This window comes from Catellatospora sp. NPDC049609 (assembly GCF_040675365.1).
In the GTDB taxonomy this organism is placed as follows: domain Bacteria; phylum Actinomycetota; class Actinomycetes; order Mycobacteriales; family Micromonosporaceae; genus Catellatospora.
The window spans coordinates 1-22,839 of the sequence record NZ_JBFAOU010000130.1; the positions used below are offsets into that span (position 1 = coordinate 1).

General features: G+C 73.9%; 17 protein-coding genes. 12 read left to right on the forward strand and 5 right to left on the reverse strand.

Features of this window, described 5'->3' with window-relative positions; translation table 11 throughout:
- Positions 1–227: 227 nt before the first annotated feature.
- Positions 228–920: a TrkA family potassium uptake protein gene (locus AB0J67_RS28460; RefSeq protein ID WP_363486550.1), complete on the reverse strand. Its 693-nt coding sequence runs from the start codon at positions 918–920 to the stop codon at positions 228–230.
- Between the two features lie 14 nt (positions 921–934).
- Positions 935–1,597: a TrkA family potassium uptake protein gene (locus tag AB0J67_RS28465; protein ID WP_363486551.1), complete on the reverse strand. Its 663-nt coding sequence runs from the start codon at positions 1,595–1,597 to the stop codon at positions 935–937.
- Positions 1,598–1,754: 157 nt separating this feature from the next.
- On the opposite strand from AB0J67_RS28465, the gene AB0J67_RS28470 reads away from it, so the two are divergent.
- The 8 genes from AB0J67_RS28470 to AB0J67_RS28505 all read left to right on the forward strand — a co-directional run bounded on the left by AB0J67_RS28470 (position 1,755) and on the right by AB0J67_RS28505 (position 13,809).
- The gene (locus tag AB0J67_RS28470; RefSeq protein ID WP_363486552.1) at positions 1,755–3,761 is read left to right on the forward strand and encodes an APC family permease; all 2,007 of its coding nucleotides are present in this window, start codon (positions 1,755–1,757) and stop codon (positions 3,759–3,761) included.
- Positions 3,761–5,002: a TRAM domain-containing protein gene (locus AB0J67_RS28475; RefSeq protein ID WP_363486554.1), complete on the forward strand. Its 1,242-nt coding sequence runs from the start codon at positions 3,761–3,763 to the stop codon at positions 5,000–5,002. Before AB0J67_RS28470 ends, AB0J67_RS28475 begins: the two co-directional genes overlap by 1 nt.
- Positions 5,003–5,176: 174 nt before the next feature.
- Positions 5,177–7,114, forward strand: coding sequence for a 1-deoxy-D-xylulose-5-phosphate synthase (gene dxs / locus AB0J67_RS28480; RefSeq protein WP_363486555.1), 1,938 nt, complete (start codon positions 5,177–5,179; stop codon positions 7,112–7,114).
- Between the two features lie 152 nt (positions 7,115–7,266).
- Positions 7,267–8,586, forward strand: coding sequence for a hypothetical protein (locus AB0J67_RS28485; RefSeq protein WP_363486556.1), 1,320 nt, complete (start codon positions 7,267–7,269; stop codon positions 8,584–8,586).
- Positions 8,583–9,926, forward strand: coding sequence for a PQQ-binding-like beta-propeller repeat protein (locus AB0J67_RS28490; protein ID WP_363486557.1), 1,344 nt, complete (start codon positions 8,583–8,585; stop codon positions 9,924–9,926). The genes AB0J67_RS28485 and AB0J67_RS28490 overlap by 4 nt, the downstream gene beginning before the upstream one ends.
- Positions 9,923–11,200 carry a PQQ-binding-like beta-propeller repeat protein gene (locus AB0J67_RS28495; protein ID WP_363486558.1) on the forward strand — a complete coding sequence of 426 codons (1,278 nt, stop codon included), beginning with the start codon at positions 9,923–9,925 and terminating at the stop codon, positions 11,198–11,200. The genes AB0J67_RS28490 and AB0J67_RS28495 overlap by 4 nt, the downstream gene beginning before the upstream one ends.
- Positions 11,197–12,501 carry a hypothetical protein gene (locus AB0J67_RS28500; RefSeq protein ID WP_363486559.1) on the forward strand — a complete coding sequence of 435 codons (1,305 nt, stop codon included), beginning with the start codon at positions 11,197–11,199 and terminating at the stop codon, positions 12,499–12,501. Before AB0J67_RS28495 ends, AB0J67_RS28500 begins: the two co-directional genes overlap by 4 nt.
- A gap of 24 nt (positions 12,502–12,525) precedes the next feature.
- Positions 12,526–13,809, forward strand: a complete 1,284-nt coding sequence (locus AB0J67_RS28505) for a PQQ-binding-like beta-propeller repeat protein (RefSeq protein WP_363486560.1) — start codon at positions 12,526–12,528, stop codon at positions 13,807–13,809.
- A 10-nt stretch (positions 13,810–13,819) separates the two neighbouring features.
- Here AB0J67_RS28505 and AB0J67_RS28510 read toward each other — a convergent pair whose 3' ends face one another.
- Positions 13,820–15,094, reverse strand: coding sequence for a C39 family peptidase (locus AB0J67_RS28510; RefSeq protein WP_363486561.1), 1,275 nt, complete (start codon positions 15,092–15,094; stop codon positions 13,820–13,822).
- A gap of 129 nt (positions 15,095–15,223) precedes the next feature.
- Between AB0J67_RS28510 and AB0J67_RS28515 the strand changes: the two genes are divergently transcribed.
- The 4 genes from AB0J67_RS28515 (at position 15,224) to AB0J67_RS28530 (ending at position 19,284) form a co-directional block, all read left to right on the forward strand.
- Positions 15,224–15,901, forward strand: coding sequence for a response regulator transcription factor (locus AB0J67_RS28515; protein WP_363486562.1), 678 nt, complete (start codon positions 15,224–15,226; stop codon positions 15,899–15,901).
- Complete coding sequence (locus AB0J67_RS28520) at positions 15,901–17,061, forward strand: HAMP domain-containing sensor histidine kinase (protein ID WP_363486568.1); 1,161 nt, start codon at positions 15,901–15,903, stop codon at positions 17,059–17,061. The genes AB0J67_RS28515 and AB0J67_RS28520 overlap by 1 nt, the downstream gene beginning before the upstream one ends.
- A complete protein-coding gene (locus tag AB0J67_RS28525; protein WP_363486563.1) occupies positions 17,058–17,447 on the forward strand; it encodes a VOC family protein in 390 nt (129 codons plus the stop codon). Before AB0J67_RS28520 ends, AB0J67_RS28525 begins: the two co-directional genes overlap by 4 nt.
- Positions 17,448–17,820: 373 nt before the next feature.
- Positions 17,821–19,284, forward strand: coding sequence for a glycosyltransferase family 39 protein (locus AB0J67_RS28530; protein WP_363486564.1), 1,464 nt, complete (start codon positions 17,821–17,823; stop codon positions 19,282–19,284).
- 102 nt (positions 19,285–19,386) lie between these two features.
- On the opposite strand, the gene AB0J67_RS28535 is transcribed toward AB0J67_RS28530, so the two are convergent.
- Both AB0J67_RS28535 and AB0J67_RS28540 read right to left on the reverse strand, forming a co-directional pair.
- On the reverse strand, positions 19,387–21,414 hold the full coding sequence (locus AB0J67_RS28535) for a 3-hydroxyacyl-CoA dehydrogenase NAD-binding domain-containing protein (protein ID WP_363486565.1): 2,028 nt from the start codon (positions 21,412–21,414) through the stop codon (positions 19,387–19,389).
- Entirely contained in the window at positions 21,411–22,634 is a 1,224-nt protein-coding gene (locus AB0J67_RS28540; protein ID WP_363486567.1) for a thiolase family protein, read from the reverse strand. The genes AB0J67_RS28535 and AB0J67_RS28540 overlap by 4 nt, the downstream gene beginning before the upstream one ends.
- Positions 22,635–22,839: the final 205 nt, after the last annotated feature.

Sequence of the window (22,839 nt, forward strand, 5' to 3'; positions counted from 1 at the left end):
GTGGGGTTGGTGTGGGGGCGGGTGGGGGTGGTCGGGTGGGCCCGCGACGCGCTGGCCGCGGTCGGCGCGGCCATCTGGATGACTTCGATCACAGAAAAGTCATCCAGATAGGCCAACGTCTATGCAAAGCGCGGCGCGGGCCGCGTCGCGGAGCGACTCCCGCAGAGCGCGGGTGGGCGCGCTGGAGCGCGCTGGGCGCGGTGGGGTGGTGCGGTGGGGGAGGCGGGTCAGCGGCGGCGGGAACGCGTCCGCTCGACGCTGTCGGCGCCGAGCATGACCGCGCGGACCTGCTCCTCCACCTCGACGGTGCACACGAAGACCAGCTCGTCGCCGGCCTCGATCGGGTCGTCGGGGGTCGGCGTGAGCACGCGGCGGCCCCGCACGATGGCGACCAGCGCGCTGTCGGGCGGCAGCGGGATGTCCCGCACCGGCTGGCCGACGTGGGGGGCTTCCTCGGGCAGGGTGATCTCGACGAGGTTCGCCTCGCCCTGCCGGAAGGTCATCAGCCGGACCAGGTCGCCGACCGTGACCGCCTCCTCGACCAGGGCGGCCATCAGGCGGGGCTTGGAGACGGAGACGTCGACGCCCCACTGCTCGGTGAACAGCCACTCGTTCTCGGCGCGGTTGACCCGGGCGACCACGCGCGGCACGGCGAACTCGGTCTTGGCCAGCAGCGACACGACCAGGTTGACCTTGTCGTCGCCGGTGGCGGCGACGACCACATCGCAGGCGGCCAGGTTGATCTCCTGGAGGCTGGACAGCTCGCAGGCGTCGGCGAGCACCCAGTCCGCGGCGGGCACGCGCTCGGGGCGCAGCATTCGCGGCTGCCGCTCCAGCAGCATGACCTGGTGGCCGTTCTCGATGAGCTCCTGGGCGATGGAGCGCCCGACGTTGCCGGCCCCGGCGATGGCGACACGCATGACTGGGACTCCTCTCAGGCGGCGGCCGGCGGCGCGGCTGCGATCTTGGTGACGGCGTCGGCGATCTCGTCGGTGACCAGCATGAAGACCTGGTCGCCGTCCTGCAGCACGGTGGAGGCCGTGGTCAGCGTGCCCATGCCGAAGCGCATGATGAACGCCGCGCGGGTGCCGCTGGCGTCCTCCAGAGCGTGCAGCGGGTGGCCGATCCAGCCCGCGTGCACCGGGACCTCGATGATGGCGACGGTGCTGGTGGGGTCGCGGTAGAGCTCGGTGGCGCCCTCGGGCACCAGGTGCCGCACGATGCGGTCGGCGGTCCAGCGCACGGTGGCCACGGTCGGGATGCCCAGGCGCTCGTACACCTCGGCGCGGCGCTGGTCGTAGATGCGGGCGACGACGCGCTGCACGCCGAACGTCTCCCGGGCCAGCCGGGCCGAGATGATGTTGGAGTTGTCGCCGCTGGACACGGCGGCGAACGCGTCGGCGCGCTCGATGCCGGCCTGCATGAGGACCTCGCGGTCGAAGCCCATCCCGGTGACGGTGGTGCCGGCGAAGTCGGGCGAGAGCCTGCGGAAGGCGTCGGCGTCCTGATCGATGATCGAGACCGAGTGCCCGCGCGCCTCCAGGCTGTGCGCGAGCGTCGAGCCGACCCGGCCACAACCCATGATCACAACGTGCACGTCGCGCCTCCCGACCAAACGCGGCTCCACCCGGACGCCGCGGCTCGCGCGGCGCGCCCGGGAACTGTCCAGCTTCCGTCAGCCTGCCATGCGCCCTCGCGGCGCGCGACATCAGAGTGCCACGTGCCGCCGCACCGGATGGTCGTAGGCTCCCCCTGTGGCGAGTCCTACCTCCCTGCTGAAGCGTCTACTGCTCGGCAGGCCGTTCCGTTCCGACCGACTGCAGCACACCCTGCTGCCCAAGCGCATCGCCCTGCCGATCTTCGCCTCCGACGCGCTGTCCAGCGTGGCGTACGCACCGGCGGAGATCCTGCTGACCCTGTCGATCGCGGGCGCGGCGGCCTACGCGTACTCGCCCTGGGTGGTGCTGGCGGTCGTGGTGGTCATGCTGACCGTGGTGGCCAGCTACCGGCAGAACGTGCACGCCTACCCGTCGGGGGGCGGCGACTACGAGGTGGCCACGGTCAACCTCGGCTCCAAGGCGGGCCTGGGGGTGGCCAGCGCGCTGCTGGTCGACTACGTGCTCACGGTGGCCGTGTCGATCTCCTCCGGCGTGGAGAACCTCGGTGCGGCGATCCCGTTCATCGGTGAGCACAAGGTCTTCTGGGCGGTGGGGCTGATCGCGCTGCTGGCCGCGCTGAACCTGCGCGGCCTGCGCGAGTCCGGCGCCATGTTCGCGGTGCCGACCTACCTGTTCATGTTCGCCATGCTCGGGCTGATCGTCTGGGGCGTGGTGCGGATCTTCCTCCTCGGCGAGGACCTGCGGGCGCCCAGCGCGGAGCTGACCATCCTGCCCGAGCACGGGCTGCAGGTCGGCGCCACCTTCGCGTTCGGCTTCCTGCTGGTGCGCGCGTTCTCCTCCGGCTGCGCGGCGCTGACCGGCGTCGAGGCGATCTCCAACGGGGTGCCCGCGTTCAAGCCGCCGAAGTCGAAGAACGCGGCCACCACGCTGCTTCTGCTGGGTGTGCTGTCGATCATCATGATGGTCTCCATCGTGGCGCTGAGCCTCAAGACCGGCCTGCAGTACGTCGAGGACCCGCAGCAGCAGATCGTCGGCGCCGGGCCGGGCTACGTGCAGCCGACCGTCACCGCGCAGCTCGCGTCGACCATCTTCGACCACTTCCCGGCCGGCTTCTACCTGGTGATCGCGGTGACCGCGCTCATCCTGGTGCTGGCGGCGAACACCGCGTTCAACGGGTTCCCGGTGCTCGGCTCGATCCTGGCGCAGGACCGCTACCTGCCGCGCCAGCTGCACACCCGCGGCGACCGGCTGGCCTTCTCCAACGGCATCATGCTGCTGGCCGCCTTCGCCGCGGTGCTGGTGGTCGCGTTCCAGGCGGAGACCACCCGGCTGATCCAGCTCTACATCGTGGGCGTGTTCGTGTCGTTCACCCTGTCGCAGATCGGCATGCTGCGGCACTGGAACCGGCTGCTGCGCACCGAGCGGGACCAGTCGGCGCGGCGCCGGATGAAGCGGGCCCGCGCGATCAACGGGTTCGGCGCGGTGCTGACCGGGTTCGTGCTGATCCTGGTGCTGCTGACCAAGTTCACCCACGGCGCCTGGATCTCGATCGCGGCGATGGCGGTCATCTACGCGATCATGGTGGGCATCCGGCGGCACTACGACACCGTGGCCCGCGAGCTGGTGCCCTCGGAGGAGCGGCCGGTGCTGCCCGCCCGCAACCATGCGATCGTGCTGGTCAGCAAGCTGCACCTGCCGACCATGCGGGCGCTGGCGTACGCGAAGGCCACCCGGCCGGACACGCTGACCGCGCTCACCGTCAACGTCGACACCGCCGACACCCGGGCCATCCAGGCCGAGTGGGAGCGGCGCGGCATCAACGTCCCGCTGACCGTGGTCGACTCGCCCTACCGGGAGATCAGCCGGCCCATCATCGAGTACGTGAAGTCGCTGCGCCGCGCCTCGCCGCGCGACGTGGTGACCGTCTACATCCCGGAGTACGTGGTCGGCCGCTGGTGGGAGCACATCCTGCACAACCAGTCCGCGCTGCGGATCAAGGGCCGGCTGCTGTACGAGCCGGGCGTGATGGTGACCAGCGTGCCGTGGCAGCTCGCCTCGACGAACAGCACCGACCTGGACCGGATCGACCGGGAGCTGGTGCGCACCCCCGCCCGCGGTCCCCGCCCCGGCGAGGACGCGTGATGGCGGCCGGGCCGGGCGCGACCGCCCGCACGGACGCCGCGGAGCTCTACGAGGGCGACCGGGTCGAGGTCACCGTGGGCCCGATCGCGCACGGCGGGCACTGCGTGGCCCGGCACGAGGGCCGCGTGATCTTCGTGCGGCACGCGCTGCCCGGCGAGCGGGTGGTGACGGAGATCACTGAGATCAACAAGGCGTACCTGCGCGGCGACTGCGTCGAGGTGCTGGAGGCCTCCGCCGACCGGATCACCCCGCGCTGCCCGTACGCCCATGCCGACGGCTGCGGCGGCTGCGATCTGCAGCACGTCGCCCCGCCCGCGCAGCGGGAGTGGAAGGCGGTCGTGGTGCGCGAGCAGCTGGCCCGGCTGGGCGGGCTGGACGCGGCCGGGGTCGAGGCGCTCGGCGTGGCCGTTGAGGCGCTGCCCGGCGGGGACGAGGGCTGGCGCACCCGGGTGCGCTACCGCGCGGACGCGCTGGGCCGTCCGGGGCTGCTCAAGCACCGCTCGAACGAGGTGGTGCCGATCAGCAGGTGCCGCATCGCCCACCCCGGGATCCAGGCGCTGGACGTGCTGGAGCGCCGCTGGCCGGACACCGACGTGATCGACGTGGTCAAGCCGTCGAGCGGCCCGGCCCAGCTGGTGCGGCAGCCGCCGCAGGAGATCGAGGAGCGGGCCGCCGGGCACGCGTTCACGATCTCGGCGGGCGGCTTCTGGCAGGTGCACCCCGCCGCCGCGGACACCCTGGTCGGCGCGGTGCGGGAGCTGCTGGCGGCGCGGCCGGGCGAGCACGCCTGGGACCTCTACGGCGGGGCCGGGCTGTTCGCCGCGGCGCTGGCCGACGACGTCGGCGTGACCGGCGCGGTGACCATGGTCGAGTCCGCGCGCGACGGCGTCGCGGCCGCCCGGGGCAACCTGGCCGGGCTGCCCGTGCGGGTGGTCGAGGCGACCGTGGAGCGGGCCCTGCACCGCGACCGCCGGCCGAAGGAGCGGCTGCCCCGGCCGGACGTGGTGGTGCTGGACCCGCCGCGCACCGGGGCCGGCGCGGCCGTGGTGCGGGCGATCACGGCGGCCGGACCGCGCGCCGTGGCGTACGTCGCCTGCGACCCCGCGGCGCTGGCCCGCGACGTGCGCACCTTCCGCGACCAGGGCTGGGAGCTGCGGGCGCTGCGCGCGTTCGACCTGTTCCCGCAGACCCATCACGTGGAGTGCGTGGCGCTGCTGACGCCCGCGGGCGGACCCCGGTGACCGGCCGCGCCGTGTGATCGCCAGGCGCGGGGAGAGTGAAGGTCCGGTGAAGGGGAGGCGCACCGGTGATCGGCCGTGCGGTCGGCCGATAGACTTCCCCAGCATGGGTAAGCGGAACGTGCGGCACACGCACCCCCGAAGTGCCGTTCGGGACGGCGAGAGCGAGGCGAGGGCATGATCGAGGGCGGGAACCTGCTGAGCACCGTACGAGGGCCGCAGGACCTCAAGACCCTGAGCCCGGAGCAGCTGACCGCGCTGGCGGCAGAGATCCGGGACTTCCTGGTCGCGAAGGTCGCCCGCACCGGCGGCCACCTCGGCCCGAACCTCGGTGTGGTGGAGCTCACGCTCGCCATGCACCGGGTCTTCGACTCCCCGGCGGACCGCTTCGTCTTCGACACCGGCCACCAGGCGTACGTGCACAAGATGGTCACCGGCCGCCTCGACGGCTTCGACGGCCTGCGCCAGCGCGGCGGCCTCACCGGCTACCCGAACCAGGCCGAGAGCGAGCACGACCTGGTCGAGAACTGCCACGCCTCGACCGCGCTGTCGTACGCCGACGGCATCGCCAAGGGCTACGCGCTGCGCGGAGAGAAGCGTCACACCGTCGCGGTCGTCGGCGACGGCGCGCTGACCGGCGGCATGTGCTGGGAGGCGCTGAACAACATCGCCGCCACCGACAACCCGCTGGTGATCATCGTCAACGACAACGGGCGCTCGTACGCGCCCACCATCGGCGGCCTCGCCGACCACCTGGCCACGCTGCGCCTCAACCCGGGCTACGAGAAGGTCCTCGACCTGGTCAAGGACGCGCTGGAGAAGACCCCGCTGGTCGGCAAGCCGCTGTTCGACGCGCTGCACGCGGTCAAGAAGGGCATCAAGGACGCCGTCGCCCCGCAGGCGCTGTTCGAGGACCTCGGCCTGAAGTACATCGGGCCGGTGGACGGGCACGACCAGGAGGCCCTGGAGTCGGCGCTGGGCCGCGCCAAGCGCTTCGGCGGCCCGGTCATCGTGCACGCGGTCACCGCGAAGGGCTACGGCTACCAGCCGGCCCTCGACGACGAGGCCGACCGCCTGCACGCCCCGAGCGCGTTCGACCCGGAGACCGGCCGGCTGCTGGCCGCGCCCAGCCTGAAGTGGACCAACGTGTTCGCCGAGGAGCTGGTCGCGATCGCCGGCGAGCGGCCCGACGTTGTCGGCATCACCGCCGCGATGCCCGAGTCCACCGGCATCGACAAGCTCGCCGCCGCGTTCCCCGACCGGGCGTACGACGTCGGCATCGCCGAGCAGCACGCCACGACCTCGGCCGCGGGCCTGGCGCTGGCCGGCCTGCACCCCGTGGTCGCCGTCTACGCGACCTTCCTCAACCGGGCCTTCGACCAGGTGCTGCTGGACGTGGCGCTGCACAAGCTGCCGGTCACCTTCGTGCTGGACCGGGCCGGCATCACCGGCCCCGACGGGCCGAGCCACTACGGCATCTGGGACATGTCCGTGTTCGGCGTGGTCCCGGGCCTGCGGGTGGCCGCGCCCCGCGACGCCGAGACGCTGCGCGAGGAGCTGCGCGAGGCGATCGGCATCACCGACGGCCCGACCATCGTGCGCTTCCCGACCGGCTCGGTCCCGGCGGCGCTGCCCGCGCTGCGCCGGGTCGGCGGCTCGGACGGGCTCGGCGGCATGGACGTGCTGGCCGAGGCCGAGCGCAAGGACGTGCTGCTGGTCTCGGTGGGCGCGTTCGCGCACCTGTCCGTGCAGGTGGCCGCGAAGCTGGCCGAGCGCGGCTTCGGCGTGACCGTCGTCGACCCGCGCTGGGTGCGCCCGGTGCCGGTCGACCTGGTCGCGCTGGCCCGCGAGCACAAGCTGGTGGTGACGCTGGAGGACGGCGTACGCGCCGGCGGCGTCGGCGACGCGGTGTCGAAGCTGCTGCGCGACAACGAGGTGGACGTGCCGCTGCGCGACCTCGGCGTGCCGTCGCAGTGGCTGGACCACGGCACCCGCGCCGAGATCCTCGCCGAGATCGGCCTGACCATGCCGGAGATCACCGAGCGGGTCACCAAGTGGGCCGCGGCGTTCACCACCCCCGCGCAGTCGCCGCTGGTGAGCTCCGTCCGCGGCTGACCGGCCGCCACCCGTCCGGGCCGGACCGGCCCGGACGGTGACAACCCGCCGGGTCCTCCGGCGCGTTCCACCTCGCGAAGCCACCGGCCGCGACGGTGCCGCGGTACGCGGTTCCGGGCGCGACCGGTCTGTCGGGTGAGGTGGTGCGGGCGTTGGCACGTCGGGAGCCGGACGGCGCGGCGGAGCTGTTCATCGACCTCGGGGAGCTGCCGCCCGACGAGCCCGATGACGACGACCGCCTCCCCCTGCCGCCACGGGGTTCCCGGCCGTGGCACCGCAGGCTCGCCGCGGCGCTCGCGGTCGGCGCGGTGCTCGGCGGGGTGACCGCGGCCGTCCCCGATCCCCGGCCCCGGCTGTCGGCGCTGGCCTTCCTGGACGGCGAGGGCACCCAGGTGCAGGTCCTCGACGACGAGCTGGTCCTGGTGCTCGGCCCGCAGGGCGCGACCGCGTACGAGACGGCGGGCTGGCGCATGCGCTGGGAGGCGTCGCTCTCCCAGCCGGTGCACGCGTTCGCGATGGGCGAGGTCGTGCTGCTGCGCAGCGGCGGGGGCGAGGACGGGCGGTTCCTCGGGTGGCCGTCCGGCGAGACCATCGCGGTGGACCGGGCGACCGGGCGGACGCTCTGGCGCAGCCTGCGCCACGTCGAGCCGCTCGACGGGCTGCTGGTGAGCTACTCCGTCGACGGCGACCAGCCCGATCTGGAGGTCCGCGACCCGCGCAGCTACGACCTGCGCTGGCGGCTGCCCGCGGCCCGCACCTGGGTCGGCGACGTGCGGCGCGACGCGCTGTGGCGGCTGTCGCCCGACGGCGAGCTGTTCGAGCACGACCTGGTCACCGGCGCGGTGCGCCGCTCGGCCCGGCTGCGCCTGCCCGCGGCGAAGTACATCAACCTGGTGGTCAGCCGGGAGGGGATCGGTTTCGAGGGCTGGGAGGACAACGGCCGCGCCGCAGACCGCCCCGTGCTCTGGTACGACATCGCCGACCTCCGGCAGGTGTCCGGCGCCCGCCAGTGGGCCTGGGAGACCGACTGCGGCGGCGGGCTGTCCTGCGCGTACCCGGCCGGGGACGGCCGGTCCTTCCTGATCGACCCGGCCACCGGGGCGCCGATCCGCAGCCTGCCCGAGGGCGGGTTCGTGCCCAGCCCGGCCGGCCTGCTGCTGGTCGACTCGCCGGGCCTGGGCTTCGTCACGCCGAAGGTGCTGGCCCGGGTCGACCCGGCCACCGGGATGCACGACACCGGCCTGCGCGACTGGCACGTGCTCAACAACGACGGGGCCATGGCCCTGGTGCTCGGCCGGGCCGGCGAGCGCAAGGGCACGACCTACCTCGCGGCGCTGGCCGCCGACGGGCCGCACCGGCTCGGTTCGGTGCCCTACCAGGTGCGCGGCTGCACCCCGGCCGGAGACGCGCTGGTCTGCACCACCATGGCGGGCGACATCGCGGTCTGGCACGTCACGCGGGAGCGGGCATGACCACGGCGGGCGGCATCGCGGTCCGGGACCCTCGGGCGGGGGCGGGCATGACCATGGCACCCGAGGCGGTCACCGTGATCGAGCTCGGCACGGACTGGGCCGACCCGCCGGGCGACCTGCCGGGGCGCCGCCCCGGACGCCGGTGGCGGTGGCCGGCGGCCTGCCTGTTGCTGGCGGCGCTGTTGGCCGGGGCGGCCGGGGACGCCACGGCGCCCGCCCCGCGGCTGATCCAGGTTGCCCGCTGGGACCAGCCGAACGCGGTGGTGGCCATGGCCGGCGAGGACACGGTCCTCGTCGCCGGCGACGGACAGCTCGCCGCGTACGACGCGTACGACGGGCGCCCGCTGTGGACGGCGACCGCCGGCGGGGTCTTCGGCTGGACCCAGGCGGCCGGCGAGGGGGTGCAGCTCGTCGCCTTCGTCCGGTCCACGTCGGCGGACGTGGCGTCGATGCTGCCGTCCTATGACGTCCTGGCCGTGGAGCGGCGCACCGGCGCGGTGCGCTGGCGCCACCCCGGGCTGGTCGACCCGGTCGCGGGCGTGCTGGTGAACCGGACCGGCGACGTGGCGCACCCGGACGTCGCGGTGCACGACCCGGACACGTTCGCGCTGCGCTGGCGGGCGCCGGAAGGCCGCGCCGCCGGGATCGACGCCTGGGGCTCGGCGCTGTGGCGGCTCACCGACGGCGGTGACCTGGTCGAGCACGATCTGGCCACCGGCGCGGTCCGGCGCGACCTGCGGGTGCCCGCGCCGCCGACCGAGCTGATCGAGGTGGTCCCGACCCGGCACGCCATCGGGCTGTCCGGCTACCGGCGGCGGGCCGACGGGGTGCCGGAACTGGTCGAGCACTGGTACGACCGGGCGAGCCTGCGGCCCGCGTCCGGCGAGGGCCGGTGGCGCTGGGAGACCGACTGCGGCGGCGGCCTGTCCTGCGCCGGCACCGGGCGGGACGACACCGCGTACCTGCTCGACAGCGCCACCGGCGCCCCGGTCCGTCAGCTGCCGAGCCGCCTCTACCTGGGCAGCCCGGCCGGGGCGCTGCTGCTCGACGAGAACGACCGGGGCTTCGCTGCCCGGCTGGACCCGGCCACCGGCGAGCGGCTGACCGACGTGCGGGGCTGGACGGTGCCGGCGACCATGAGCACCTTCATCCGGTTCGTCGGGCGGTTCGATCGCGCGAGCCGGACGACCTACCTCGCCGCGCTCACACCGGGCGGGCTGCGGCCGCTCGGCCGGGTGGCGCTGGCGGCGCGCCGGTGCGAGGCCGGGCCCGGCGTACTGGTCTGCGCGACCACCGGCGGCGAGGTCGTCATCTGGCGGATCGCGGAGGGAGCGGCATGACGGAGCCGGCGGTGATCGACCTCGGCGAGGACCGCGAGCCGGCGGACCCGCCGCGGCCGGGGCTCACCCGGTCGTACGTACGGTCCGCGGCCTGCCTGCTGCTGGCGGGGTTGTTGCTCACCACGACGGCCGGGGACGCGCCCGCGCCCGAGCCCTGGCTGATCCAGCTCGCCCGCTGGAGCCAGCCCAACGCGGTGGTGGCCTTGGCCGGCGAGGACACGGTCCTGGTCGGCGGCGAGGGCGAGGTCGTCGCGTACGACGCGGCCGACGGGCGCCCGCTGTGGCGCGTGCCGGCCGGGGCCTTCGGCTGGACCGTCGCGGCCACCGACCGGATCCAGCTGATCGGCTTCAACCTGCCGGAGTCGACGGACCCGGCGGGGTCGCTGCCCTACGACGACGTCCTGGCCGTCGACCGGCGTGCCGGGACCGTCCTCTGGCGCAACACCGCGCTGGTGGATCCGGTCGCGGGGGTGCTGGTCGTCCGCACCGGTGATCCGGTGTACCCGAGCGTGGCGGTGCACGACCCCGCCACGTTCACCCGGCGCTGGTCGGTGCCCGCGGCCGACGTCGTCGAGGCCGACCCGCAGGGCTCGGCCGTGTGGCGGTTCACCGAGGGCGGCGAGCTGGCCGAGCACGACCTGGCCACCGGCGCGGTACGCCGGGCGGTCCCGGTGTCCCCGCAGCCCGCGGAGCGCGTCACGAACCTGCTCATGGCGCGGTCGGCCGTCGGGCTGTGGGGCGTCCGGACCCTCCCCGGCGGCGACGAGGAGAACTTCCAGCGCTGGTACGACCGGACGAGCCTGCGCCCGACCACCGGCGCGGACCGGTGGATCGATGAGGTTGACTGCGGCGGCGGGCTGTCCTGCGCGATCACGGCGGCCGAGGACGTCACGTACCTCGTCGACCGGGTGACCGGCGTGCCGGTCCGCACCTGGCCCCGCGGCCAGGTCGTGGGCAGCACCGGTGGCGCGCTGCTGCGCGGCGAGGCGCGGGTGGGCTTCGCGGCCCGCCTGGACCCGGCCACCGGCGCGGTGATCAGCGATGTGCGGGGCTGGGAGGAGCTGGCGGCGCAGGGCGAGCTCGTGCGGTTCGTCAAGCGGGAGGACTGGCGGACGGCGACGACGTACCTGGCCGAGCTGACGGCGGCGGGGCCGCGGCCGGTCGGGCGGGTGCCGGGGCTGCTGCGCCGGTGTGAGGCCGGGCCGCACGTGCTGACCTGCGTGACCGTCGGCGGGGAGGTCGTGATCTGGCGGGTGGGGGAGGGGCCGGGATGACGGCGCGCGTGCAGGCGGACGAGCCCGCGGTGATCGAGCTGGGCGCGGGTTGGCGGGAGCCGCTCGCCGAGCGCGAACGCGATTTCAGGGGGCGGCCCCGGCTGCTGGCCCTGGTGCTCGCGGCGGTGCTGGCGCTGGCGCTGGGCGGGGCGGGGCCGGTCACCCGGCTGCGCGAGCTGGCCCGGATCACGCTGACCAGCTCGGCCGCCGACTTCCGGATCTTCAGTGACCTGCTGGTGGTGCACGACGGCGACCGGCTCGACGGATACCGGCTCGCCGACGGCACGCCCGCCTGGCGCGTCGCCTTCCCGCAGGCGGTCGACGGCGCGAACATCCTGGCGCCGCTGCCCGGCATCGCGCTGGTGTCGCTGGAGTCGGTGGCGGGCAAGCCGTTCACCGCGGTGGTGGACACCGTACGCGGCGCGGTGCTGTGGCAGATCGACGCGTCGCTGGGATCGCCGAACCTTGCGCCCGACGTGGTGCTGATCGAGGACGATCGCGAAGCGGGCGCGTTCACCGTCCGCGACGTGCGGACGGGACGGGTGCGCTGGGCGGGGCACGGCAGGGTGGCCTCCCCGCTCGACGCCGTGCCCGCGGCGGGCGCGGACCCGCCGCAGGCACTGTGGACGGTGTCGCCCGCCGGTGTGCTGACCCAGCGCGACCTGCGCGACGGCAGGGTGCTGCGCACCGGGCGGGTGGATCTCCGTGGCGGCGAGCCGCGGTTCGTCGTGGTCCTCGGCGCCGAGCTCTTCATCGAGGTGGCGGTCGGGACCGGCGATGAGTCCCGGCAGGTGCGCCTGGACACGGCCACGCTGGCAGCGGTCCCGGCGACGCGGCCGTTCGTCCGGCGGTTCGACTGCGGCGCCCACTGGTGCGTGGTCAGCCAGGATCTGGTGAACCCCGACGAGGCCTCGATCGAGGTGGTGGACAAGGCGACCGGCGCGCAGCGGCAGCGGATCCCGGCCAACACGCTGGTGGAGCCGGCCCGGTGGGGCCTGCTGCTGGGCGGCTTCGAGGTGGCTGACCGCGGCATCCGGCTCGACTCGATGATCGACGCCGGGACCGGCCGGGAGCTGGCCGACCTCGGCGGGTGGCAGCTGCTGCAGGACCAGCCGCGACCGGCGGAGGTGCTGCTGCGTGGCCCGGCTGACGGACCGGTGCAGGTCGCCCGGCTGACGCCGACCGGCCCGGAGGTGGTGGCGGAACTGCCGGGCGTCGTGGGACGGTGTGCCTTCGCGCAGCAGCGCCTGGCCTGCCTGGACGACGCGCTCGGGTTGACGCTGTGGAGGATGCCGGCCTGACCCGGCGACGGGCGGAGGGGTGCGATGACCGTGCTCATCGATCTCGGTGATCCGCGCGGCCTCGACGACGAGCCCGCGGCGCCCCCGCTGTCGCCTGCCCGGCGGCGCGGCGTGCTGCTGGCCGCGGTCGCGCTGGCCGGGCTGCTCGGCTTCGGGGGCTCGGCGACCGTGCCGCCGCTGCCGCTGACCCAGGTCGCGCACTTCGACCCGCCGCTGGCCGCGCCGGTGGTGACCACCGGTGACCTGGTGCTGGCGCTGGACCGGCGGGAGAGCGGCCGGGCCCTGGCGGCGATCGGCGGTGCCGACGGAGCCCAGCGCTGGCGGGTGCCGCTGACGGGTGCCACCACCGAGGTGTACGAGGCGGTCCGGGCGGGCGGCACGCTGCTGGTGACGGTGTTCGACAGCGCCGCGCAGACGGACATGTGGAGCACGTACGCGCTGGACCCGGACACCGGCGCGCTGCGGTGGCAGGCGCGCGCGATGGTGCTGGGGGTCGCGCCCCGCGCGGCGGACTGGACGGTGCTGCTGGCCGTGGGCACCGAACCGGAGCGGTTCAGCGGGCGGGACGCGGCCACCGGCCGCGAGCTGTGGCATCTCTCGCCGCCCGGGCCGCGGTCCTGGTCGCGGTACCGCGTGGGCGGCGTACTGGGCGGTCTGGTGCTCTTCGAGGTCGCCGAGCGCATGACGGCCCGGCTGCTGAGCCCGGACGGCACGCTGGGCGAGCCGCGCCCGATCCCGGACGGGCTGGAGGGCGTGCAGGTGGCGGGGGATCTCGCGGTCACCGCCTACGTGGCCGACGGCGCCCGCCGCGTCGCGGCGCTGCGGCTGCCGGGCCTCGCACCGGCCTGGGACGTCGCCTACCCGGTGGGCGGCAATCCGCTGTTCGTCGACGCGTGCGCGCCGATGATCTGCGTGAACGGCTCGGACTGGATCTCCGTGCTGGATCCGGCCGACGGCGGCACCCGGTGGGAGGGCCAGGTGGGCGGCGCCTACCCGCTGGCGTCCGGCCTGCTGGTGTCCAACGTCAACGAGCGCCCCCGCCACGGCGTGCTCCGCGACACGGCCACCGGCGGCATCCTGCTGCGGCTGGCGCAGTGGACCGTGATCGGCCACGACGGGCGCGCGGTGCTGCTGGCGTACATCGGCGACGACCGGACCTGGTTCGGCGCGGTGGACCTCGACCGGCCCGGCCGGCTGCGGGTGATCGGCGTCGGCGGGCCCACCCTGGACCGCTGCTGGCTCGGCGACGGCACGGTGGTCTGCGAGGCGATGCTCGGCGGGCTGGACGTCTACCGCTACCGGCTGTGAGCGGTGCGGGTCACCAGTTGGCCTGGGCGGGCGGGGTGGGCAGCGGGACGGACGCCGGGTGGATGACGTACACCACGCCGCGGCTGCTGTTGAGCCAGGCGGCCTCCCACTCGGCGCGGCCGACGGGCTTGCGCACCTGGGCGTTGGTGGGGGAGTTCGGGTCGTTGAGCACCGGGTCGCCGGTCGCGGTGAAGCCGACCAGCACCATCAGGTGGCCGTTGGTGCCGTAGGACAGGCCCGGCACCTCGCCCTTCTTGAACGACGCCGACGCGATGAGCGGGATGCCCGCCGCGATGAACCGCTCCGCCTCGTTCAGCGAGCGCAGCCGGGTGACGAACCCGCGCACCCCGAACCGGCCGGCGTAGGCCGTGTTGAACGGCCAGTTGCCGCACCCGTCGAAGGTGTGGTCGTAGGTGTGCCGGGCGGCGAAGTCGACCCAGGGGTCGGCGTAGGACGGGTCGACCCAGGCGTAGTCGGCCGGGTCCGGGCCGGTGCCCCAGTAGGCCAGCACCATCGACGTGCTGGTGGGCGAGCACCAGGACTCGCCGCCGCCGTTCCACTGCGGGTACTCCCCGGCGTGGATCTCCTGTGAGTACTGCGGCACGTCGAGGACCAGGCCCTGCGCCGCGAGCGGGGTGCTCGCGGTGAGCTTGCCGGGGGCGGGCAGCGCGGAGGCGACCGCGGCGACGGTGCGCAGCACGGGGACGTCGGCGCCGCCGGCCGGGCGGGCCAGGGTCACCCGCAGCCGCCAGGTGGTCAGCGCGTGCCCGGCCGCGGCGGCGAAGGTGTCGGTGTAGACGGTGCCGTCGGCGTCGCCCTGGCCGCTCACCGAGGTGCGCCGGAAGGACGTGTCGTCGGCGGCCCAGTCGCCCAGGTTGTACCACTTGGTGGTGGTGCCCGCGGCCGTGGTGCCGCTCAGCTCGATCCGCACGAAGCTGCCGCCGGGGGTGTCGGCGGTCCAGGAGGGGATCACCTCGGTCGCGGCGAAGCCGGTGTCGGTGGCCGGGCCGGTCCAGGTCGCGGTCTCGTACACGGTGACGGCGCCGGAGTCCGCGTCGGTGTGGGCGAGCGTGCCGGTCGGGGCGGCGAAGGCCAGCCCGCCGGTGCCCGCGGCGACGCCGCTGCCCGTGCCCTCGGCCCAGCGCTGCGGGGTGTCCCAGCGCCGCAGCGCGAGCTGCCGGCCGGCGGGCGGCTTCTTGTCGCCGGCCGCCGCGGCCGGCACCGCCGCGGTGGCGCCCGCGACGACCGCTCCGGCCGCGGTACGCAGTACGTTGCGTCGGTTCATCGGTGCCTCCCGGGGCCGGCGGTGCGCTGGCGATTGTCTGCGATGAGCGTTCTATAGCTGAAGATTTTTTGCAATGGCCCGGGGGCTCTATCTTCGTGGGCGGAGACAGCGGGCAGAGGGGGCGGTCAGGTGCGGGTGCTGGTGGTGGAGGACGAACGGCATCTTGCCGACGCGATCGCCCGAGGACTGCGGCGGCACGGGCTGGCGGTTGACGTCGCCTACGACGGCACCACCGGGCACGAGATGGCCTTCGTCACCCGGTACGACGTCGTCGTGCTGGACCGGGACCTGCCCGGCATGCACGGCGACCAGCTCTGCGCCGAGCTGGTCGGCTCCGGCGCGCTGACCCGCGTGCTGATGCTGACCGCCAGCGGCAGCGTCGCCGAGCGCGTCGAGGGCTTGCGCCTGGGCGCCGACGACTACCTGCCCAAGCCGTTCGCCTTCGACGAGCTGGTGGCCCGGGTGCAGGCACTCGGCCGCCGCGCCACCCCGGTCACCCCGCCCGTGCTCAAGGCGGGCGACCTGGAGCTCGACCCCGCCAAGCGTACGGTCACCCGCGGCGGCCTCCTGATCGACCTCACCAACAAGGAGTTCGGGGTGCTGGAGGAGCTGCTGCGGGCCCGCGGCGGCGTCGTCTCCACGGAGGAGCTGCTGGAACGGGTCTGGGACGCCAACACCGACCCGTTCACCACCATCGTCCGGGTCACCATGCGCACGCTGCGGATGAAGATCGGGCAGCCCGCGCTCATCGAGACCCTGGTCGGCGCCGGCTACCGCATCCCGGCCGCCGGCGAGGAGCAGGCGTGATCGCCCGCCCGGCCCGCAAGCCCGCCCGCCGCGGGCTGCGCCCCACGCTCCGGCTGCGGCTCACCCTGCTCAACGGGGTGCTGCTGCTCGGCGCCGGCGCGCTGCTGATGCTGGTCGCCTGGCTCGTCGTCACCGCGGCGCTGCACCCCGCCGACGAGCTCGCCGCGGGCACCGTGGTGCGGCTGGCCGACGGCCGGCAGATGGATGTGCGCGACTGGCAGGAGACGCTGCTGGCCGCCGCGCAGACCGAGCTGACCGCCAAGGGCCTGGCCGCCGTCGCCCTGATCAGCATCGTCGGCGTCATCGGGGCGTACGCCGTGGTCGGCCGCGCGCTGCGCCCGCTGCACCACGTCACCGCGACCGCGCGCAAGCTCGGCGGGGAGACCCTCGACCAGCGCATCCGCTACACCGGAGCCGACGACGAGGTCGCCGAGCTGGCCGACACCTTCGACGCGATGCTGGACCGGCTCGGCGCCGCGTTCACCGCCCAGCAGCGCTTCGTCGCCAACGCCTCGCACGAGCTGCGCACCCCGCTCGCGGTCATGCGCACCGAGATCGACGTGACCCTGTCCGACCCCGAGGTGAACACCGCCGAGCTGCGGCGCATGGCCACCGTGGTGCGCGACGCCTCCGAGCGAGCCAACGCGCTGGTCGACGCGCTGCTGATGCTCGCCCGCAGCGAGGGCCGCACCGGCCTGCGCCGCGAGCCGGTGGACCTGGGCTCCGGCGTGGTCGGCGCGCTGTCCGCGATGGACCACGAGGTGCGGCGGACCAAGCTGGCGGTCAGCACCGAGCTGCGCCCGGCCCCGGTCATCGGCGACCCCAGCCTGCTCGACCGGCTGGCGGGCAACCTGATCGAGAACGCCGTCCGCTACAACCACCTCGGCGGCCGGATCTGGGTGGAGAGCCGCCACGACGGCGAGTACGCCCGGCTGATGGTCGGCAACACCGGCTTCACCGTCGCCCAGGGCGACGTGGCCGGCCTGTTCGAGCCGTTCCGGCGCGGCGGGCGGGAGCGCACCGGCGCCCGCGGCTCGGGCCTGGGCCTGTCCATCGTGAAGGCCGTGTGTACCGCGCACGGGGGCACGGTCGGCGCGGTGGCCCTGCCCGGTGGCGGGATGGAGGTCACCATCGCGCTGCCCCTAGCATCGGAGCAATGACCTCCTCGATCCGGCACATCACCGTGGACTGCTCCGACCCGTACGCCCTGGCGGGGTTCTGGAGCCAGGTCACCGGTCATCCGCGCCATCCCGACGACAAGCCGGGGGACACCGCGGCGCTGCTGATGTCGCCCGACGACGGCCCGGACCTGCTGTTCATCGCCGTGCCGGACGACAAGATCGTGAAGAACCGGCTGCACCTGGACCTGCAGCCGACCGACCGGAGCCGGGACGCCGAGATCGAGCGGCTGCTCGCCCTCGGCGCGACGCTCGCCGCGGACCTGCGCAACCCCGACGGCACCGGCTGGGCAGTGCTGGCCGACCCCGAGGGCAACGAGTTCTGCGTCGAACGCTCCGCCGCCGAGCGCGCCACCGCCGCCGTCTAGGCGCGCCAGGTCTCGCGGGCGGTGGTCGGGATCGCTGTTTCGGGTCACAGGCTGCGCTCCGACAGCACTTTCCGACCCGAGACAGCGATCTTCGAAGCGTGCCACGGATGGCCGAGTCGCCATGGCACCTGGGACGAACGGACATTTCCGCTGGAGGCAAGGACCTCGGACCTCGGTGGGGAGCGGGTTTGCGGAAAACCTTGGTGCGCACGGTCTTTCTCGGCCGCGCAATCGATGCATCAATAAATTGATGAATTCGGTCCTGCGATTTCTCGTGCCGTGGGCCACAGTTTCGCGGATCACGGGGGCAGCAGCAGCCCGGACGCTGTCGTACCCTACGGCCCGTGTTTGACATTTTCCCTGGACAGGCGGCATGACAGCGGTCGTCGCCGACCGGTCCGGCTGGCAGCGTATGGCCGATCGGATCCGGTTCGATGCTGCTTCGGAGCGGACGCTGAGCGTCCTCTCCTGGTCTGTTCCCGCTGCCGTGATGGCGGTGCTGGGGCTGCTCGGTGCTTCGACACCCGGCCTGTGGACCGATGAGCTGGCGACCTGGGCCCTGGCGACCGCCCCGCTGGAGGACCTGTTCCGGGTGCTCGGCAACACCGATGCCAGCATCGGCCCGTACTACCTGTTCATGCATGTCTGGCTGGCGGTGTTCGGCGACTCGGAACTGGCCCTGCGCGCGCCGTCGATCCTGGCGATGACCGGTGCCACCGCGCTGATCGTCGCCCTGGGCACCCGGCTGGGCGGGCGGCGGGTGGGCGTGCTCGCCGGGCTGCTCTTCGCACTCGTGCCGAGCGTCTCCCGCTACGCGCACGAGGCGAGGCCGTACGCGCTGGTCGCCTTCCTCGCCGTGCTGGCGACGTACCTGCTGGTCCGCGTCATCGACCGTCCCGGCGTGCTCGGGCTCGTGTGCTACGGGCTGACGATGGCACTGCTCGGCCTGGGGCACGTGGTGGCGCTCCTGCTGCTCGCCGCCCACGGCCTGACCGTGCTCGCCATGCGACGCGGCCTGATCTGGCGCTGGTCGGCGGCGGCGGCGGTCGCGGTCGCCGCGGCCGCCCCGGTGCTGTATCTCGGGCAGCGGCAGCAGGCCCAGATCTCGTGGATCCCGGAGCTGACCGTCCTGCGCCTGCTCCAGTCCCCCGGGGTGCTGGCCGGTTCGGCCGTCGTCGGCGGCACGCTGCTGGTGCTGAGCTTCCTGGCGTTCTCCTGGCGCGCGCCGGCGCTGGTGTGGACGCTCTGGGCCGTGCTGCCGACGATCGGGCTGGTCCTGGCCTCCCTCGCCGTGCCGATGTGGCTGCCCCGCTATCTGCTGTTCACCCTGCCGGCCTGGGCGCTGCTGGCCGCGACGGCGGTGTCCCGCACCCGGCTCCTGCGCGGGGCGGCGTTCCTGGCGCTCGTGGCGGTGCTGGCCGTCTACGAGCACGTTCAGCTCCGCGGGGCCGCCGGGCACACCCAGGATCCCCGGGCGGTCGGCGCGGTGCTGAACCAGCACGCGCTGCCCTCCGACGCCGTCATCTACGGCAGGTTCGACGACTTCACCTCCCGGCTGGCCGTGGCGCGCTACACCGAGGCGGCGCACCGGCCCGAGGACGTGCTCGTCGAGGTGGCGTCGTTGAAGAACGGCTACATTCGGGCGTCCGAATGCGCCGCGGCCGACAGCTGCGCCGGCACTCCCGACCGCGTCTGGGTGATCCGGTCCGGTGACAAGGCCGACGTCCTCGCGAACATCGGCAAGGACCGGGAGGCCCTGCTGCGGGCGGGCTACGTCACGGCGCAGACCTGGAAGCAGTCCGGCTTCACCGTGGCCCTGCTGACCCGCAAGCCGTGACCGCCGCCCGCAACGAAGATCGCCGTCTCCGGGCCGGATCCGCGGGGTGACCCGAGGTTCCGGCCGGAAACGGCGATCTGCGGCGTGCGGCGCAGCCGCGTCCTAGCGGAAGGTGCGGCCGGTGACGGCGGCCGAGACGCCCGCCCGGTCCAGGTACGGCGTGATGCCGCCCAGGTGGAACGGCCATCCCGCGCCCAGGATCATGCACAGGTCGATGTCGGCGGCCTCGGCGACCACGCCCTCGTCCAGCATCAGCCGGATCTCCTGCGCCAGGGCGGCCAGCGCCTTGCCGCGCACCTCCTCGGCGGTCAGCGGGGCGTCGCCCTGCACCAGCAGCGCCTCGACCTCGGGGTTGAGCCGCTCGTCGACCAGCAGCGGCAGGCCCGACTTGGCGATCGCGGCCAGGTTGGGGCTGGCCGAGAAGCGGTCCGGGAACGCCTCGTGCAGCGTGCCGCCCACGTGCGCGGCGACGGCCGGGCCGACCAGGGAGAGCAGCGCCATCGGCCGCATCGGCAGGCCCAGCGGGTCCAGCGCGCGGTCGGCGGTCTTGATCGGGGTGCCCGCGTCGACCGCGTTCCAGATCTCGCCCAGGAAGCGGGTCAGGATCCGGTTCACCACGAACGCCGGCGCGTCCTTGACCAGCACGCAGCTCTTCTTGAGCTGCTTGCCGACGGCGAACGCGGTGGCCAGCGTGGCGTCGTCGGTGGCCTCGCCGCGCACGATCTCCAGCAGCGGCATCATCGCGACCGGGTTGAAGAAGTGGAAGCCCACCACCCGCTCCGGGTGCGCCAGCTCGGCGGCCATCGCGGTGACCGACAGCGAGGAGGTGTTGGTGGCCAGCACCGCCTCCGGCTTGACGATCTGCTCCAGCTCGGCCCAGACCTTCTTCTTGACCGACAGCTCCTCGAACACGGCCTCGATGACGAAGTCGGCGTCGGCGAACACGGACTTGTCGACCGAGCCGCTGACCAGCCCGCGCAGCTTGGCGGCGGTGCCCACCGACATCCGGCCCTTGGCCACGGCCTTGTCCAGCTCGGCGTGCACGTACCCGACGCCCTTGTCCACCCGGGCCTGGTCGAGGTCGGTCAGCACGACCGGCACCTCCAGGCGCTTGGCGAACAGCAGCGCCAGCTGCGAGGCCATCAGGCCGGCGCCGACGATGCCGACCTTGGTCACCTTGCGGGCCAGGCTCTTGTCAGGCGCGCCGGCCGGGCGCTTGGCCCGCCGCTGCACCAGGTCGAAGGCGTAGAGGCCGCTGTGCAGCTCGGGGGTGACCGCGAGGTCGGCCAGCGCCTGGATCTCGGTCTCGATGCCCTCGGCGGTGACCCCGTTCTTGGCCAGCGTCAGCAGGTCGAGCGCCTTGGAGGCGGCCGGCACCGCGCCGTGCAGGCGCTTGTCCAGCTCGCCGCGGGCGAAGCCGACCACCGCGTCCCACATCTCGGAGCGGTCCACCTCGGCCCGGTTGACCGTGACGGTGCCGTTGACGACGCCCGCGGCCCACTCCAGCGAGCGCTCCAGGAAGTCGGCGGGCTCCAGCAGCGCGTCCGCGATGCCCATTTCGAAGGCCTGCTTCGGCTTGAGCATCTTGTTCATCATCAGCGGGTTCTGCACCACGACCTGGGCGGCCGGGACGATGCCGATGATGTTCGGCAGCAGCTGCGAGCCGCCCCAGCCCGGGATCAGGCCGAGCGACACCTCGGGCAGCGCCAGCGCCGCCGCGCCCTGCGACAGGGTGCGGTAGTGGCAGTGCAGCGCCACCTCCAGGCCGCCGCCCATCGCCGCGCCGTTGACGAACGCGAACGTGGGCACGCTGCTCTCGCGCAGCTTGGCGAAGGTGGCGTGGCCCTGCCGGCCGATCTCGACGACCTGCTCGCGCGAGGTCATCGCGGCGAAGCCGGTGAGGTCCGCGCCGACGCAGAAGATGTACGGCTTGCCGGTGACCGCGATGAACGCGGGCTGCGCGGCCTGCGCCTCGTCGATCGCCTGCGACAGCGAGGCCAGCCCGCCCCGGCCGAACGTGTTCGGCTTGGTGTGGTCCAGCCCGTTGTCCAGCGTGATCAGCGCGGCCGGCTTGTCCAGGCCGGGTACGGCGATCAGCCGGAGCTTGGCGTGGGTGACGATCTCGCTCACTTGTCCCCCTGGTTCAGTGCGGTCTGGCTGGACTCCGTCCAGGCAGGGTTCTCCCAGATCACGGTGCCGCCCATGCCGATGCCGATGCACATGGCGGTCAGGCCGTAGCGCACCTCGGGGTGCTCGGCGAAGTGGCGCGACAGCTGCGTCATCAGCCGTACGCCGGAGGAGGCCAGCGGGTGGCCCACGGCGATCGCACCGCCCCACGGGTTGACCCGCGGGTCGTCGTCGGCGATGCCGAAGTGGTCGAGGAACGCCAGCACCTGCACCGCGAACGCCTCGTTCAGCTCGAACAGGCCGATGTCGTCGATGGTCAGCCCGGCCAGGCGCAGCGCGCGCTCGGTGGACGGGATCGGGCCGACGCCCATGATCTCGGGCTCGACGCCGACGAAGCCGTAGGACACCAGGCGCATGCCGATGGGCAGGCCCAGCTCGCGGGCCACGTCCTCGGCGGCGAGCAGGCAACTGGTGGCGCCGTCGTTGAGGCCGGCCGCGTTGCCCGCGGTGACCTTGCCGTGCGGGCGGAACGGGGTCTTCAGCGTGGCGAGCTTGTCCATGCTGGTCTCGCGCGGCGCCTCGTCGGCGGTGGCCAGGCCCCAGCCGGTCTCCGGGTCGCGGGTGGCCACGGTGACCAGGTCGCCCTGCAGCTTGCCGGCGGCGTACGCGGCGGCGGTCTTGCGCTGGCTGGCCAGGCCGAACGCGTCGGCCCGCTCCTTGGTCAGCTGCGGGAGCCGGTCGTGCAGGTTCTCGGCGGTGGCGCCCATGACCAGCGCCGACGGGTCGACGATCTTCTCGGCGAGGAAGCGCGGGTTCGGGTCGACGCCCTCGCCCATCGGGTGGCGGCCCATGTGCTCGACGCCGCCCGCGATCGCCACGTCGTACGCGCCGACGGCGATGCCGGAGGCGACCGTGGTGACCGCCGTCATCGCGCCCGCGCACATCCGGTCGATCGCGTAGCCGGGCACCGTCTTGGGCAGGCCCGCCAGCAGCGCGGCGGTGCGGCCGATGGTCAGGCCCTGGTCGCCGATCTGGGTGGTGGCGGCGATGGCCACCTCGTCGACGCGCTCCGGCGGCAGCTGCGGGTTGCGGCGCAGCAGCTCGCGGATGCAGCGCACGACGAGATCGTCGGCACGGGTGTTCGCGTAGATGCCTCCGTTCGCCTTGCCGAACGGGGTGCGCACGCCGTCGACGAAGACGACGTCGCGGACTTCACGGGGCACGGTCTGCCTCCTTGCAGTTAGGGAGCTGATCCGGATGCTACTCGTGAGTAACTAGATCGGTGAAGAGACCCGCTGTGGCTTGACTCACATGAAATGAACGCGAACGCCGCGCCGAACGCCGGACGGCGGTCTGCTCGCACGGGTGACAACTGCTGGGTTGTCGCGACAACCCAGCAGTTGTCCCGCCGCCACCGACGCCAAAGCC

Bases quoted from the DNA above. Each gene is read 5' to 3' on its own strand.
- AB0J67_RS28475 (WP_363486554.1), top strand. From the start codon at position 3,761: ATGGCGGCCGGGCCGGGCGCGACCGCCCGCACGGACGCCGCGGAGCTC.
- AB0J67_RS28525 (WP_363486563.1), top strand. From the start codon at position 17,058: ATGACCTCCTCGATCCGGCACATCACCGTGGACTGCTCCGACCCGTAC.
- AB0J67_RS28500 (WP_363486559.1), top strand. From the start codon at position 11,197: ATGACGGCGCGCGTGCAGGCGGACGAGCCCGCGGTGATCGAGCTGGGC.
- AB0J67_RS28510 (WP_363486561.1), bottom strand. From the start codon at position 15,094: ATGAACCGACGCAACGTACTGCGTACCGCGGCCGGAGCGGTCGTCGCG.
- AB0J67_RS28505 (WP_363486560.1), top strand. From the start codon at position 12,526: ATGACCGTGCTCATCGATCTCGGTGATCCGCGCGGCCTCGACGACGAG.
- AB0J67_RS28495 (WP_363486558.1), top strand. From the start codon at position 9,923: ATGACGGAGCCGGCGGTGATCGACCTCGGCGAGGACCGCGAGCCGGCG.
- AB0J67_RS28460 (WP_363486550.1), bottom strand. From the start codon at position 920: ATGCGTGTCGCCATCGCCGGGGCCGGCAACGTCGGGCGCTCCATCGCC.
- dxs (WP_363486555.1), top strand. From the start codon at position 5,177: ATGATCGAGGGCGGGAACCTGCTGAGCACCGTACGAGGGCCGCAGGAC.
- AB0J67_RS28530 (WP_363486564.1), top strand. From the start codon at position 17,821: ATGACAGCGGTCGTCGCCGACCGGTCCGGCTGGCAGCGTATGGCCGAT.
- AB0J67_RS28490 (WP_363486557.1), top strand. From the start codon at position 8,583: ATGACCACGGCGGGCGGCATCGCGGTCCGGGACCCTCGGGCGGGGGCG.